Here is a 14534-nt window from a genome sequence, read left to right on the forward strand (position 1 = left end):
TCGCTCATGCTTGAGTTTGTGATACTTCCTCTCCTTTTCTGAATGCCCTGATATTCATGGCTACAATATCAGCTCCTTTTGCCTGAAAGAGCCGCTCTATGGAGCTCTCTATCTCTTCTGAAGCAATGCCGATAAACGGTGATGCCGCTCCGAGCATGACCATGTTGGATACTCTTGTGTTGCCTGTCTGGCGGGCAAGTTCTGCGGCGTTGATCAGCACCGGTCGGTTAGTACGGTCAAGCTCGGCGAGAATCTCATCCATAGCCGGATAGGCTGCCATATTGACAAAGGGTTCTGTCGCGGTTACCACCCGCCCGTGCGGGGCAAGCCAGGGGAGGTAGCGGAGCGCCTCAAGCGGCTCTACCGAAAGGATCAGGTCGGCGGTGCCCCCGGCAATAAGATCGGAGTAGATCTCCGTATCGGAAATGCGGAGATGTGACTGCACCGCACCTCCTCGCTGGCTCATACCGTGCACCTCAGCCTGCCGGACAGTGAGACCGCCCTGCAGGGCCGCGTGATCGATTACGGCAGCGATGCTCAGTATTCCCTGACCTCCGACTCCGGCAAGAATGATGTTGATCTGCATGGTTTTGTTAAGGCGTTCCTTTCCGGTTACGTTTTTTTCGGGCAGCGGCTTCAATACACTCCCTGTATGCCAGCACGACCGACACGCCATCCCATGCAATCTCCTCCCTGAGGATGGCGATGTTCTCTTCAAGTCGGGATTTCAGTGGAATAATGGTTCTGATATGCTGTTCATCAACGCCGATTCCCCGGCAGATTGCATGCAGTTTCGAGCCTGTTGCTGAAGAGTTCTGGCCGCCGGTCATGGCCGTAGTGTCGTTATCAGCGATGATAACCGTGATCGGTGCCTGGTCGTTGACCGCGTCGAGCAGTCCGGTCATGCCGGAGTGCGTGAAGGTGGAGTCACCGATTACCGCTACAGCCGGTCGGAGCCCTGCGTCTGCCGCACCCTTGGCCATAGTGATCGATGCGCCCATATCGACACAGGTGCTGATCGAATTGAAAGGCGGGAGCGCTCCGAGTGTATAGCAGCCGATATCTGAAAATACATGGCGCTCACTACAGGTGCTCATCACTGTGTTGAGTGCTTCATAAAGATCACGGTGCCCGCACCCCTTGCAGAGTGCCGGGGGACGGTTTGCCACAATCTCAGGCACCGGTACGAGCTTTTTCGGAGCAATTCCGAGAGCTTTGGCTACGCTGTCGGTGTTGAGCTCTCCCGCCCTCGACAGTGTTCCGTCGAGGCGTCCCCTGATATTCCTGCCGCCGAAATAGCCTCTTAGCAGCTCTTCACAGACCGGGTAACCCTCCTCGGCAACAAGCACTGTTTCGCAGCGGCTGAAGAGATCCTCGATCGCTTTTCTCGGCATCGGATAGCAGCCGGTTTTGAGAACAGGGAACTCCATACCGTAAGCCTGCCGAACCTCCATGACATAGTTGAATGCAATACCGAAGGCAAGTACGCCTGTTGAGCCCGTTCCGGGAATCAGGCGGTTCAGCCATGACTGCTCTGAATAGGCTTCAAGTTTGTTCTGCATGCCGAGCAGGTGGTTATACTGACGGCGGGCATTATGCGGCATCAGGACAAAGCGTTCAGGAGCATGGATGGCGTTGAGTCTGTTCTGCGGGCGCACCTCCCGCTCTTCGACTCCTGCGCGTGAATGCGCAAGCCTTGTCGTAAGCCGGAGCAGTACCGGAAGTCTGAAGGACTCCGAAAGATCAAAAGCCTCTCGTGTAGCATCGTAGAGCTCCTGCTGAGAGGCCGGTTCAAGCACCGGCAGCATGGCGAATTTTCCATAAACCCGGCTGTCCTGCTCGTTTTGCGAGGAGTGCATCGACGGGTCGTCAGCTACGGCAACAACGAGTCCGCCATTTACCCCGGTAATGGCAGAGTTGATAAAGGCATCGGCGGCAACATTAAGGCCGACATGCTTCATGCAGACCAGACTCCGTTTGCCTGCATAGGACATACCGAGAGCCGCTTCATAGGCGGTTTTTTCGTTCGCAGACCAGGCAGAGCGCACCGGCTCTTTCCTTTGATGGCTGTTCTTCTGGATGTATTCGGTGATTTCGGTCGAAGGGGTTCCGGGGTAGGCGTAGACGCCGGATATTCCGCCGTCAAGAGCACCGAGAGCAATAGCTTCTGCGCCCAGTAAGAGTTCTTTTTTCATGCAGCAAACTTACGGATTATCATCGAAGATCAGAAATTTTTCGTGCTGAAGTGATGGAAAAGGGAGGGTTCTGACTCTTTTGTGCAATGTGAGCAATGCATGCTTTTCTCAGCTCTTCAAATCGACAGAATTCGGCTCTCTTTTGTTAAAAAACGAAGCAGTATGCGCGTAAATCAATCCATTTGCGGCATAGAGAATACCGTGTTTTGGGGATTTCCGGTTCGCCCATCCTGTCAGATATTGTCAATAGTCAATCGGGAGGAGCATGATTTCGGGAGCATTTCCCGGAAGGCTTCTTTGCCCCTGTGAATCAGAGGTGCCGGACGCAAGAGGCCCTCTTCATAGAATTTCAACCTTTTCACGCAATCAGGAGACGCCATATGAAAACGAATCAATTACAGAGCGCTATCGCTTCCGCATTCACTATTCCGGGAGTCATAAAGAGCATCAGCCGCTCAAAACGGTTTCAGGCAGCAGCACTTTGCGCGCTACTCTGCGCTTTTGACGGGCCGGGGGTGGCGTTTGCCGCAGATGCTCCTGCTGAAGCAAAGTCGCCGGTTAGCGTTACGATTGACGTTCCGGTATTGTCGGCCTACGTCTGGCGTGGCCAGGTGATCAATAATGAGTTTGTCACCCAGCCATCCCTGACGGTGACAAAGGGGGGATTTTCCGTCAATGTGGTCAACAATGTGAACTTTACCCATGCATTAACAGCAAAAGCTCCTGAACTCACCGAAACCGATCTTACGCTCTCCTACACAACGAAAATCCGTTCTCTTGCAACAACGTTTGGATGGATTGAGTACCAGTTTTCCAACCAGACCGTTCTTGATGCAGGCGGAAATGTAAAAGCTCTTCCGGGAACCAGAGAGCTGTTTTTAAATGCCGGACTGCCTGATCTGCCCGGCACACCGGCAGTTGCGCTCTACCACGACTTCGATGAAATCAAGGGCACCTATTTCGTCGCAAGCAGCGGATACAGCCACGCATTTGAAAAAGAGGGAGTAACCGCAGCCATATCAGGAGCAGTCGGTTACGGCACAGCAGGCTACAACAAGGGGTACTTCGGAGTCAACAGTGCGGCATTCAATGACCTGACCCTGACGGCTTCTGCAGCGATAAAAGCCGCAGATAATCTTACGCTTACACCGGCGGTACAATACGTAAGCCTGCTTAACCGCGATATCCGAAATGCAGCAAAGAGTGTTTTCAAGGATAACCATCAGGCGGTTTACAGCCTCAAGCTCAGCTACACCCTTTAATCAATCAGCTTAACACAGGAGATACTCATGAGCAACAACGATATAAAACAGGGAGCAGCTTCGCACCGGGGAAAGGAGTCCTACGGGTTGAAGAGCTCCTCACTTTCTCCGCTGGAGACCCTTGGCCAATCCATTGCAAACATAGCACCGACGGCAACGCCAACCGTCGTCATTCCGCTGGTTTTCGCTGTATCGGGAGGGGGGACGTGGCTGGCATATCTGATCGCCACAGTCAGCATTCTGCTTGTCGCATCAAGCATCAACCAGTTTGCCCGTCGTTCAGCCTCGCCGGGCTCATTCTACACATACACGATTGAGGGTCTCGGCTCCTTCTGGGGAGCTGTAACCGGCTGGGCGCTGCTTATCGCCTATATCGGTTGCGCATCAGCCGTAACTACAGGATTTTCCAATTATGCGAATGTCCTGTTTGAGAGTGTTGCCGGAATCAAAATTCCCGCAGTGATTTTCATAGCCTTCAGCGTGCTGGCTGCGTGGTATGTTGCCTACAGGGATATCAAGCTCTCGACACGTCTGACGCTTATCCTTGAGTTTGCAAGCGTCTCTTTTGTTCTGCTTCTGGTTGGAGTGACTCTTTACCATTACGGGTTCAAGCTTGACCTTGATCAGCTTGCCCTTAAAACAACCAGTTTTGATGCGCTGCGCGGTGGTCTTGTTCTGGCCCTGTTCAGTTTTACCGGTTTTGAAAGTGCAGCGACGCTCGGTTCCGAGGCCAAAAACCCGTTGCAAAGTATCCCCAGAGCGATTCTGAGAAGTGCCCTGATTGTTGGTGCGATTTTTGTTCTCTCCTCCTATGCCCAGGTCATCGGCTTTCAGGGACACAGCGAAACGCTCGACAAGAGCTCCGCACCCCTCAATGTTCTTGCCGACCGAGCAGGTCTCTCCTCTATAGCTCTTCTTATCAATATCGGCGCCATCATCAGCTTTTTTGCGTGCGTCCTTGCAAGCATCAATGCTGCAGCGCGCATTCTCTTTCTGATGAGCCGTCACGGTATCTTTCATGCTTCTGCCGGTGATGCGCATGACACCAACGAGACCCCCCATAAAGCCGTAACGATAGCAGCCATTATCGCCTTTATTCCGGCAGCAATTCTCTCGGTAAGGGGTGCGGGCGACTTTGATATATACGGCTGGGTCGGAACGGTTGCGACACTCGGTTTCATTACAACCTATATTATTGTCTCTGTTGCAGCTCCGGTCTATCTGAGGCGCCTTGGTGAGCTCAAGGTTACCAACATCATTACCTCCGTTATCTCTATCGCTATTCTCGGGCTTGCCATTCTCGGCAATATCTACCCGGTGCCTCCGGCACCATACAACTGGCTGCCCTATCTCTTTTTTGCCCTGCTCCTTGGCGGTGTAGCGTGGGTTCTTGTGATCCACAGGTTCCATCCGCATGTCATTGATGAAATTCATCGTGAGACAAAATTCAACAGTGATCGTTTCAGTACGCAGACGCAGGGCTGAGCAATCGGTAACCATTATGTAAAAAGGCACGCATGAGTAAGCAATTTGTAACAGCAGCTCAAGGTCAACAGGAGAGCCAAAAATCGACGATTGTTCTTCAGGACCGCAGCAGCCTGATCCATCCGCAGCATCATCCAAGTGAGCATCTGGATCCGCAGATCTGGGAATCCGGCGAGGGGGTGATGCTCCGGAACCTTGAGGGTGAGGAGTATATTGACGGTCTCAGCGGCATGTGGAATGTCTATGTCGGTCACGGTCGCAGGGAGCTGGTGGATGCGGCCTCAGAGCAGATGAGCAGGCTGGCATTTTCAACCGCCTATGCCGGTTCATCCCACAGACCGGCAGTAGCGCTGGCGGAAAGACTCAAAGAGGTGGTCTATCCCTGCATTGAGGCATTTTATTTTACCCTTGGAGGTTCCGATGCTACGGATACCTCTGTCAGAACAGTCCGTTTTTACTGGGGAGCACAAGGCCGTCCGGAAAAGTTCAAGATCATCTCGCGCAAGCTCGGTTACCACGGTTCAACCATCGGTGCGGCTGCTGCGACAGGTGTCGAGGAGTTTTCAGCAGTTTTCGGGCCGAGGGCCAACGGGTTTCTGCAAATCGATTCTCCTTACCCTTACCGGTTTACAACCTCAAGAACCGATGTTTCTGCGGGCGTTGCCGCAGCCGATCTGCTTGAAGAGGCGATTCTTCGTGAAGGGCCGGAGAGTGTTGCGGCTTTTATTGCCGAACCGGTTCAGGGTGGGGGCGGCGGTGTTCTTATCCCTCCGGCAGACTATTTCCCCCGTATCCGGGAGATCTGCGACCGGTACGATGTTCTCTTTATCAGTGATGAGGTTATTACCGGTTTTGGCCGCACCGGCCGCTGGTTCGCGCTTGAGCACTGGGGTGTTGTGCCGGATATTGTCCAGTTTGCCAAAGGTATTACAAGTGGCTACTTCCCTCTTGGCGGTGTCGGCGTTTCCGGTGCCATCAAGGATGTTATGGACCGGGTAGATCCGGCAAAGCGCTGGATGCACGGTTATACCTGTTCGGCACACCCTGTTGCCTGTGCTGTTGCACTTGCCAACCTGCGGATTATCAAGGAGGAGGGTCTTGTTGAGCGCTCATTGCGGCTCGGAGAGCGGCTGCTTGAACGGCTGCAACCGCTGGAGAGTACAGAACATGTCGGGGAGGTACGAGGCCTCGGCCTTCTTGCCGGAATTGAAATTGTTGCCGATAAAGCAACCAGAGCCCGTTTTCCGGAGAGCGCCGGCATCGGCAAAAAAGTTCGTGACAAGCTCCTCTCTCTCGGGCTCTGTACCCGCGTAACCGATGACATTATCTGTCTTGCTCCGCCCCTGGTCATCAGTGAAGAAGAGATTGATCGCATTGCCGATGTAGTGTGGACGGCTGTTGCTGAAACGGTCGGACTGTAACAACAGGCCACCGGTTTCGGTGCCGAATGATCATAAATAATTTCAAAGAACTGTTATGTCACGAATTACCAAAGTCAACCATGAAACAGCTTCTCCTGAAGTTCAGGAGGAGTATAACCGTGTACTTGAAAAACATGGTTCGATCTCAAACATGAAAGCAACGCTCCTGCACTCCCCTGAGGCTTCGCGTGCAGTGCTTGAGTGGTACACCCTGTTTGAGAAGGTCAAGCCTGTTATCGGTTTGCGGCTGAGCATCCTCTTCTGCAATGCCATTTCAAGGGAGAATGCCTGTACTCTCTGTGCAACCTACATGAACAAGGAGATTGTTTCCAAGGGGGAGGATCCTGATCACCTGCTCCTTGATGACCGCGACAGGACCATTATTGAGTTCGGGCGTCAGCTTGCTGCCGATCCCAACCGGGTGTCGGATGAACTGTTTTCCAGACTGCGGTCCACTCTAACGGAAACCCAGATTGTAGAGCTTACGGTGTTCGGTGCGTTGATGATTGTCAATAACATTGTGAACAGTGCACTGCGCGTTGACCTGGATGAAGCACTCTCCGCTTATGCCGTTGATCCGGAAGTTGCTTTTGCTGGCTCATCACATTTTCAGAAAAGCAGGGAGGTTTTATGAGCGAGAGAACATTGCATTTCGATACCCTGCAGGTTCATGCAGGGCAGGTTCCTGATCCGGCAACCGGTGCCTGCGCAGTCCCGATCTATCAGACGACCTCCTTTGTTTTCAAGAACTTTGAGCAGGCAAAGGCTATCAGTTCGGTTGAAGAGTTCGGGTTTGATTACACCCGCATCACCAATCCGACCAATGAAGTCCTTGAAAACCGGATTGCCATTCTTGAAGGCGGCAGCGGAGCGCTCTCTGTGGCATCGGGCTCGGCAGCCACAGCATACTCCGTCCTGAACATTACCCATGCCGGTGATGAACTGGTTGCCGCAAAAACCCTTTACGGAGGCAGCTTCAATCTCTTTCAGAATACCCTGCCGAAACATGGGGTACGCACGCATCTCGTTGACGCAGTTGACCCGGAAAATTTCAGGAAGGCGATCAATGAAAAAACCAGGGCGGTCTTTATCGAGACCATCGGCAATCCCGATATCAACATTATTGATTTTGAAAAGGTGGCGCGCATTTCCGAAGAGAACGGTATTCCCCTCATTGTTGACAACACCTTCGGTACGCCCTATCTTTTTCGGCCTTTTGACTACGGGGCCAATATCATTGTGCACTCTGCTACCAAGTATATCGGAGGGCATGGTACCAGTATCGGCGGTCTGATTGTGGACGGCGGCAATTTTGACTGGTCCAAAAGCGGCAAGTTTCCGGACTTCACCACTCCGGACCCGGCCTACAACGGCTTTATCCACTGGGATCGGTGGGGGAATTACCCCGGTGCGGGTAACATTGCCTACATCATCAAGGTCAGGCTCCAGTATCTGCGTGATCTTGGCGCCTGCATGAGCCCTTTCAATGCATTTCTTTTTCTACAGGGCCTTGAAACCCTCTCTTTCAGAATATCCCGTCAGGTGGAGAGTGCCCAGCGGATTGCGGAGTATCTGGAGAGCCACCCGGATGTTGCCTGGGTCTCCTATCCGGGACTCAAAAGCAGCCCGTACCATGTTCTCGCCAAAAAATATCTGCCGAAAGGTCCGGGCGCTATCCTTGCGTTTGGCGTCAGGGGAGGCTTTGAGCGTGCGAAGAAATTTATTGAGGCCATGAAGGTTTTCTCATTTCTGGCCAATGTCGGCGACTCAAAATCACTGGTTGTGCATCCTGCCACCGTTACCCATGGTCAGCTGACCGAAGCGGAACAGCGGCTTGCCGGGGTCAAGCCCGAACAGATCCGCTTTTCGGTGGGGACAGAGTATGCCGAAGACCTTCTCTGGGATATTGCCCAGGCGTTCGAAGCCTCGGCGCTGTGAAGTTAATGCTGTTCATTTCTCTCTCTTTTGGCTGGCTGCACATTGGTATTTATCCGGAGTCCACTCTGATTTGAATGGGCCATATTTGTTCATAAGTGCAGGATATGGTATACTTAAACTATGCGCAGCTTCGGCGCATAGGCGCGCTGTACCGCAATCAAACTTCTTATCACCGCAGGAGGTGCTCTATGAATAAACGTGCAGAAGAACTGCAGGCTAAAGCAGAAAAGGTATTTGCCGAACTTAAGGAAATTCATGCCGAATCGCTTGAACTTGAATCGGCACTTTCCGCTGATCAGGATGTGCTTGATAGGGTGAGGGGTATAAAAGCAGAGCTTGGCCTCCAATCCGGTGCAACAACCAAGGTGCCCACATGGCCGATTCAGGGTCCGGGGAGTGCTTCATGCGGATGGTGCACTGCGGGTAGCGGACGATAGGTTTGCCTGCTGCTATAGAATCGATCACCCGGGGTAACGGATGGCGGCACTGAGTAATTCTACATGGTTTAAAGTGCAGCAAGAGGAACGCCGTTTTCTTGTTCACATTATCATGACAGAGCGCTGCAACCTCAAGTGCGCCTATTGCTATCAGAAGAAGGGTCGTGAGGGCGGTGATCTTGATGTCGAAAGGGCATTGGAGACTCTTTTTGCCATCATTGACGGCATCGATCCCTCGACCGATACGTCCATCCGTTTTTTCGGTGGAGAACCGCTGCTTGAGTTTGAGAAGATCAAACAACTCACCAAGGTCGCCCGTACCTACTGGCTCAAAACAGCACGGGATCCCGCAAAGCTTGTTTTCGGTATTACAACCAACGGGACCCTCCTGAATGAGGATATCAGGAACTGGCTGCTTGAAAATCCCGATGTCTCGCTTGCTGTAAGTCTGGACGGTACACCGGAGATGCATAACGCCAACCGTTCAGATTCCTACGCTCTGATTGAACCGCATCTTGAGTTTATAAAGCGTTATCGGGTTCCTGTGAAAATGACCATCGGACCCGCCTCTATCCGGCGTTGTGCAGAAGGGATCATGTTTCTTGATAACCTGGGATTCTCGTGCCAGGCGAACCTGGTTTTTGAGGATGTGTGGGGTGGAGAGGCAAGCCGTCACGCATATCTGCAATCCTTCGGCAGGGAGCTTGACAATCTGGTGCGTTACTATTCCGACAATCCGGTCATTCCACGAACAACACTTCTTATTCCGCTTGAGGCAAGCCTGCCGCTTCCTGAAAACTACCACTTCCTTGAATCCTATCTGTGCGGTATCGGCAAAAATATGGCAACCATCGGCACCGATGGCAAGCAATACACCTGTGAACGGGCAATCCCTTTTTCCAGGGACGGATCAGAGGCTTTTTTTGATCTTTCACGCAAGAAACTGAAGCCCGAAACATGTGCAGCATGTCCGCTTCTGCCGCTTTGTCCTGAATGCCGCGCCTATAATTTTGAGCACTATGGCGACGCAAACCATAAAACCACCTATCACTGCGAATTTCTTCAGCTTCAGCTCCGGGCGTCAGCGTTGCTGCTTTTTAATGATGTGTGCCGGATAAAAAAAACAGGCGAGATGCTCTCACTTGGTGAAGAGGAGATCGCACTGCTTCAGCGGCAGATCGATACCGCCCTTTTTATTGAACAGTTTACCCGACCACTTCACGACCGGCTTTTTGGCCGGTGACGGATGCATCAAGGTTTGTCCATGCTGACGGTTTTGCCTGATCATTTGTGTCAAGGCAGTTATACTGGAAAGTGAAAAGCATCCGTATTCCTTATATTGACGAAGATACCCACACAATAAGGATTTTACTGAGAGTCCGGTTAAAAACATCAATTGATGATCGGGCTTATGGGCACCTCTATTTATTGTCGTGAGAAGCCCGAGTACATGAGGATTTCGGGCACCACCCAACGAAGTAATCGGGTTTTGGAATAAATAAATAGAGGTGCCCTTATTTGAAATTATTGATTTAGCAGCACTATGGCAGATGACAGTTCAAGGCATTCGTACAATGGATTTAACTTTCTGGTGACGTTTGATGCTGTAACTCTTTCCTTTCAGGAGGTCACCGGCCTTGACATGGAGACTGAGCCCATCGAATACAGGCAGGGCGAAAAACCTCCCGTCACATCAACCTTTGCCACGATCAAGATGCCCGGAATCCGTCGAGGTCATGTGATCCTGAAAAAAGGGGTATTCAGGGGTGAGCGCAGCCTTTTGAGCTGGTTTGATGATAGCAAAACGAACACGATCAAGCGTAAAGCAGTCACCATCACCTTGCTTGATGAGCAGGGAGAGCCGGTTATGGTCTGGAAGATGAGCAACGCATGGCCGGTTAAGATCGAGGGTCCCGGTTTCAAGGCTTCAGGAAACGAAGTGGCGATCGAGAGTATCGAGCTGGCCCATGAGGGAGTAACCATCGAATGATTTTTGCGCATGCCGAAGATTGAACCCATCCGTTTTCAGCGCGGTAGCCCGATGCTTCTTTGCGGGTTGAGGCGCTATCACCTTTACACGGAATCTTCACGGAGTATTCCTGAACAGTGGGAGGTGTTTCGTTCACTTGGCAAAATTCCCGGTCAAGTCGGCTCAAATTGTTATGGTGTGATGTGCGGTCATGATGCCGGCGGCATTGAATATCTGTGCGGTGTCGAGGTTGACTCGTTTGCCGGAGTGCCTGCCGAACTGGGCAGAATGCACATTCTGGAAGAGGAGTATGCGGTTTTCGGCCATAGCGGTCAAATTTCGACCATCAGGACAACCTGGGAGCGCATCCTGCACGAATGGTTTCCGAACGGTGGTTACCGGTCGGCGAATAAGCCCGATTTTGAGGTTTATGATCAGCGATTCGATACCCGCACCGGTTCGGGAGATGTCGAGATATGGATAGCCATCGAGAAAGAAAATCGTCCGGACGCTTAACCTTTTTGCCTTCAAAATCTGAAACATGAATACCGGCAGGCAAAGCAAGAGATCCACAATCCGCAATCTGTGGATTTTTGCATTTATCGCACTATCAATCGGGTGGATCGGCCGGGGGCTGGATTTGGTATCGGGAACTCCCGAAGGGTCGGAAGGGGTGGGCCAGCTCCTCTGGATTGCTGCTCCGCTTTTGACCGCACTGCTTCTGCGAAGGTTTGGCGGTGACGGCTGGAAGGATTTCGGTTTCTGGCCGGAGCTGAAGCAGCGAGCTGTATGGTATTTTCTGGCTCTTGTGCTGTTTCCCCTTTCTGCTGCACTTATTCTTTGTATCGGTATGGTTACCGGGCTGACCACGTTGCCGGATCTTTCTTCAGCCGGAGCAGCTCTTTTCCTGCATCTTTTTCTGGTTACTCTCGCCCCTTCATTTGTCAAGAATATTTTTGAGGAGTTTGCCTGGCGCGGCTATCTCGCCCCGAGGCTCTCTTCGCTGGGAGTGCATGATCTGGCCGGGCATTTTCTGGTGGGCGGGGTCTGGGCGGCATGGCATATTCCCTACTACCTCTTCTTTCTGGACCGGGCCTCCTTTACGGCCTATAGCTCACAGGGGCCAATGCTCTTTTTTTTCATGCTCTTTGCCGGGGTTATCGCCATGTCACTGGTTTACGGGGAGATCAGGCTCTTGACCGGCTCAGTATGGCCTTTGCTGCTTCTGCATACGGTCAGCAACGCGGTCGGAAACCCGCTGCTGCTTCATGACTTTATCCGTATAGCTCCCGGTGCGGATATTGTCGTTTCTCCGGCTCCGGGCTCCATTGTCAGCATTGTGCTGAACTGCGCTGTCGGGTTTGGTCTGTACCGATTCAGAAAGGGAAAGGGAGAGCGCCTGTAGGTCTTATGGGACTTATAGTACCTATAGGCGTTATGGAAGATGAAGAGTCGATTGGAGAGTTGTGCTGGTAGTTTCAGGTAATCTTTCAAAGAAACTCAACAATCTCTTCCAGCGCTTTGCGGTTTTTTTGCATGGGTAGAGCATCAGGTGCGGGATAGCCGAGTGGGGTGAAGGCAAAGATCTCATCGCTCTCGTCCAAATGAAGTGCTTCATGAAGGATTGCGGGGTCAAAGGCGGCAATCCAGCAGGTCCCGATACCTTCCCATGCGGCGGCAAGGATCAGGTGATCCATGGCTATGGTGAGGTCGGTTTCGAGGGAGTTGTAACCATCTTTGCTGCGCACCCATGCCTGATCGCGCCTGCCGGTAACAATGAGCAGTGCTGGTGCGCTCTGGATCCAGTCGCGGGGATAGGCCGGGTAGATTTTTTGGAGCAGTTCCAGTGATCTTACCACAAGAAAGCGCCATGGCTGAAGGTTTTTAGCCGAGGGAGCCACTCTTCCGGCGTTGAGAATTCTGCGGAGTACCTCTTCGGGAATGGCTTTATTGCCGTCAAAGCTTCGGATACTGCTGCGCCGGGTAACGAGGTCATAAAAGTCCATTGGCCGTTCTCCTTCTTATAGATGCACGATTTTTACAAAGTCTTTTGATATGGCGCTGAATATCCGGTTTGTGGAGGTCTGCATAATCATGGACATACCTGCGTTGATCATGGAGCGGGTGATTTTTTTCGGGATGATCCGGAATGCAGGGTAGAGCAGAAAGCGGACATCAATCTTCAACTCAAAGTGAACTCTGGTTTTATTGCCCTCCTGGCGATGCATATCAAGCATACCGGAGGCTTTGCCCACGAAGAGGTAGTTCTCGGGATCATCAGCCTGCTTCGGCATAGGGTAGTGCTTCCAGCGGACCTTTCTTCCGACAGTATAGCGTGAGATCACTTCATCGGTCAGATTGTTCGGGTCGGAGCACTCCATATTGTCCGGTAGTTCTACGAGCAGTTCATCGGTCTGTTCGACATAAAAGATGACATCGAAGGGGTTGTTCTGGGGGTCGGTAACACGGAAATGCCATCGGTAGACATTTTCAATATCGGTATGCTCAACGCTGTGGCAGAATGGGTTGAATCCGAGTATTTTTTTCTGGTCGGAAAGATAGGCAGCTGTCCGGTCAAAATCCCCGTAAAAAATCCAGTTGCCTTTGCTGATTCCAGTTGCATCCATTTCCATTGTCAGAGTCCCACAGGTTTTGTTTGGTTCAGAGTGCTGATGCTGTTGCTGCCGGGAAGCATCCGGAAAAATACAAACAGTTGAGATGAAATCTCTATTCGCTCAATTGCTGATTACTCAGAGGAGTTCAGCTTTCAGTCGTTCGGCCTGGTCATGCATTTTGAGGGCATCGATAATGTCCTGAATTTCACCCTGCAGAATCTGCGGAAGCGCATGACTGGTAAATCCTATCCGGTGATCGGTTACACGCGATTGCGGATAGTTGTAGGTGCGGATCTTGGCGCTTCGGTCACCGGTTGTGACCATTGAGCGGCGAAGGTCGGCCCGTTGTTGTACCTGCTCGGCAAGCAGGATGTCGTAGAGTTTCGTGCGGAGCATTTTCATGGCCCGCTCCTTGTTCTGGAGCTGGGAGCGCTCCTCCTGGCAGGCAGAAACAATACCGGTCGGCATATGCGTGATCCGGACTGCGGTCTCCACCTTGTTGACGTTCTGACCTCCTTTCCCCCCGCTTCTGTAGGTATCGAAACGGAGATCCTCCCTTCGGATCTCTACATCGACCTCTTCGGCCTCAGGCAGTACAGCAACGCTTACCGCCGAGGTATGGATACGCCCCTGCGTCTCCGTGTCGGGGACGCGCTGCACCCGGTGCACTCCGCTTTCGTATTTCATGGTACCGTAGACATCGTGGCCGCTCACTTCGAGCGTGATTTCGCGGAATCCTCCCGGCATGGAGCTTTCATTGTAGTGCAGCACCTCACACTTCCAGCCCTGTTTTTCGGCATAGCGCTGATACATTCGCAGGATATCAGCTGCAAACAGTGCAGCCTCCTCACCACCGGTACCGGCTCTGATTTCGACGATAACGTTACGTGAATCTGCTTCATCTTTCGGCAGAAGCAAAACCTTCAGATGCTGCTCAAGTTCCGGCAGTTTTTTCTGGAGTTCGCTGATTTCCGCCTGGACAAGCTCCCGCATCTCCGGATCGCTTTCGCTGTCGAGCAGCTTTTTCGATTGATCAAGCTCTGTTTTTGTCTGGCCGTAGGCATCATAGGCCTGCACGATCTCCCGGAGGTCGCTGTACTCCTTGTTGAGTTTTCTGAATCGGGCCTGATCAGTTGCTGCATTCGGATCAGCCAGCAACTGTTCAAGATCGAGATGTTTTTCTTTTATGGATTGCAGTTTATCAAGCATCGG

The 14534-nt window shown here is 52.1% G+C and carries 15 protein-coding genes; 10 read left to right on the forward strand and 5 right to left on the reverse strand.

The features are described from left to right. Positions 1-4 precede the first annotated feature (4 nt). Together BOO20_RS07760 and BOO20_RS07765 are read right to left on the reverse strand one after the other, a co-directional pair. On the reverse strand, positions 5-586 hold the full coding sequence (locus tag BOO20_RS07760) for an indolepyruvate oxidoreductase subunit beta (RefSeq protein WP_076791844.1): 582 nt from the start codon (positions 584-586) through the stop codon (positions 5-7). Between the two features lie 7 nt (positions 587-593). After that, the gene (locus BOO20_RS07765; protein ID WP_076791846.1) at positions 594-2195 is read right to left on the reverse strand and encodes a thiamine pyrophosphate-dependent enzyme; all 1602 of its coding nucleotides are present in this window, start codon (positions 2193-2195) and stop codon (positions 594-596) included. Between the two features lie 380 nt (positions 2196-2575). Here BOO20_RS07765 and BOO20_RS07770 point away from each other — a divergent pair, with 380 nt between their 5' ends. From BOO20_RS07770 to BOO20_RS07815, 10 genes are all read left to right on the forward strand, one after another. Next, positions 2576-3457, forward strand: coding sequence for a TorF family putative porin (locus tag BOO20_RS07770; RefSeq protein WP_076791847.1), 882 nt, complete (start codon positions 2576-2578; stop codon positions 3455-3457). Positions 3458-3484: 27 nt separating this feature from the next. Further along, positions 3485-4942, forward strand: coding sequence for an APC family permease (locus BOO20_RS07775; RefSeq protein WP_076791849.1), 1458 nt, complete (start codon positions 3485-3487; stop codon positions 4940-4942). 32 nt (positions 4943-4974) lie between these two features. Continuing rightward, complete coding sequence (locus BOO20_RS07780) at positions 4975-6363, forward strand: aspartate aminotransferase family protein (RefSeq protein WP_083694598.1); 1389 nt, start codon at positions 4975-4977, stop codon at positions 6361-6363. A 55-nt stretch (positions 6364-6418) separates the two neighbouring features. Continuing rightward, positions 6419-6997 carry a carboxymuconolactone decarboxylase family protein gene (locus tag BOO20_RS07785; RefSeq protein WP_076791851.1) on the forward strand — a complete coding sequence of 193 codons (579 nt, stop codon included), beginning with the start codon at positions 6419-6421 and terminating at the stop codon, positions 6995-6997. Then, positions 6994-8301 carry an O-acetylhomoserine aminocarboxypropyltransferase/cysteine synthase family protein gene (locus BOO20_RS07790; protein ID WP_076791852.1) on the forward strand — a complete coding sequence of 436 codons (1308 nt, stop codon included), beginning with the start codon at positions 6994-6996 and terminating at the stop codon, positions 8299-8301. The genes BOO20_RS07785 and BOO20_RS07790 overlap by 4 nt, the downstream gene beginning before the upstream one ends. A gap of 188 nt (positions 8302-8489) precedes the next feature. Next, complete coding sequence (locus BOO20_RS07795; RefSeq protein ID WP_076791854.1) at positions 8490-8738, forward strand: hypothetical protein; 249 nt, start codon at positions 8490-8492, stop codon at positions 8736-8738. Positions 8739-8811: 73 nt separating this feature from the next. Beyond that, positions 8812-9981, forward strand: a complete 1170-nt coding sequence (locus BOO20_RS07800; protein ID WP_158068735.1) for a radical SAM protein — start codon at positions 8812-8814, stop codon at positions 9979-9981. A gap of 300 nt (positions 9982-10281) precedes the next feature. Beyond that, positions 10282-10728 (forward strand): phage tail protein, encoded by a 447-nt coding sequence (locus BOO20_RS07805; protein ID WP_076791857.1) that lies wholly within the window; start codon positions 10282-10284, stop codon positions 10726-10728. A 9-nt stretch (positions 10729-10737) separates the two neighbouring features. After that, on the forward strand, positions 10738-11223 hold the full coding sequence (locus tag BOO20_RS07810; protein ID WP_076791859.1) for a GyrI-like domain-containing protein: 486 nt from the start codon (positions 10738-10740) through the stop codon (positions 11221-11223). A 25-nt stretch (positions 11224-11248) separates the two neighbouring features. Further along, positions 11249-12112: a CPBP family intramembrane glutamic endopeptidase gene (locus BOO20_RS07815; RefSeq protein ID WP_076791860.1), complete on the forward strand. Its 864-nt coding sequence runs from the start codon at positions 11249-11251 to the stop codon at positions 12110-12112. An 85-nt stretch (positions 12113-12197) separates the two neighbouring features. On the opposite strand, the gene BOO20_RS07820 is transcribed toward BOO20_RS07815, so the two are convergent. From BOO20_RS07820 to prfA, 3 genes are all read right to left on the reverse strand, one after another. Beyond that, on the reverse strand, positions 12198-12713 hold the full coding sequence (locus tag BOO20_RS07820; protein ID WP_076791862.1) for a nitroreductase family protein: 516 nt from the start codon (positions 12711-12713) through the stop codon (positions 12198-12200). A gap of 15 nt (positions 12714-12728) precedes the next feature. Next, positions 12729-13340, reverse strand: coding sequence for a DUF1997 domain-containing protein (locus BOO20_RS07825; protein ID WP_076791863.1), 612 nt, complete (start codon positions 13338-13340; stop codon positions 12729-12731). 117 nt (positions 13341-13457) lie between these two features. Further along, the gene (gene prfA / locus BOO20_RS07830) at positions 13458-14531 is read right to left on the reverse strand and encodes a peptide chain release factor 1 (protein ID WP_076791865.1); all 1074 of its coding nucleotides are present in this window, start codon (positions 14529-14531) and stop codon (positions 13458-13460) included. Between the last annotated feature and the right edge of the window lie 3 nt (positions 14532-14534).

The organism is Chlorobium sp. KB01 (assembly GCF_001975465.1).
Taxonomy (GTDB): domain Bacteria; phylum Bacteroidota; class Chlorobiia; order Chlorobiales; family Chlorobiaceae; genus Chlorobium.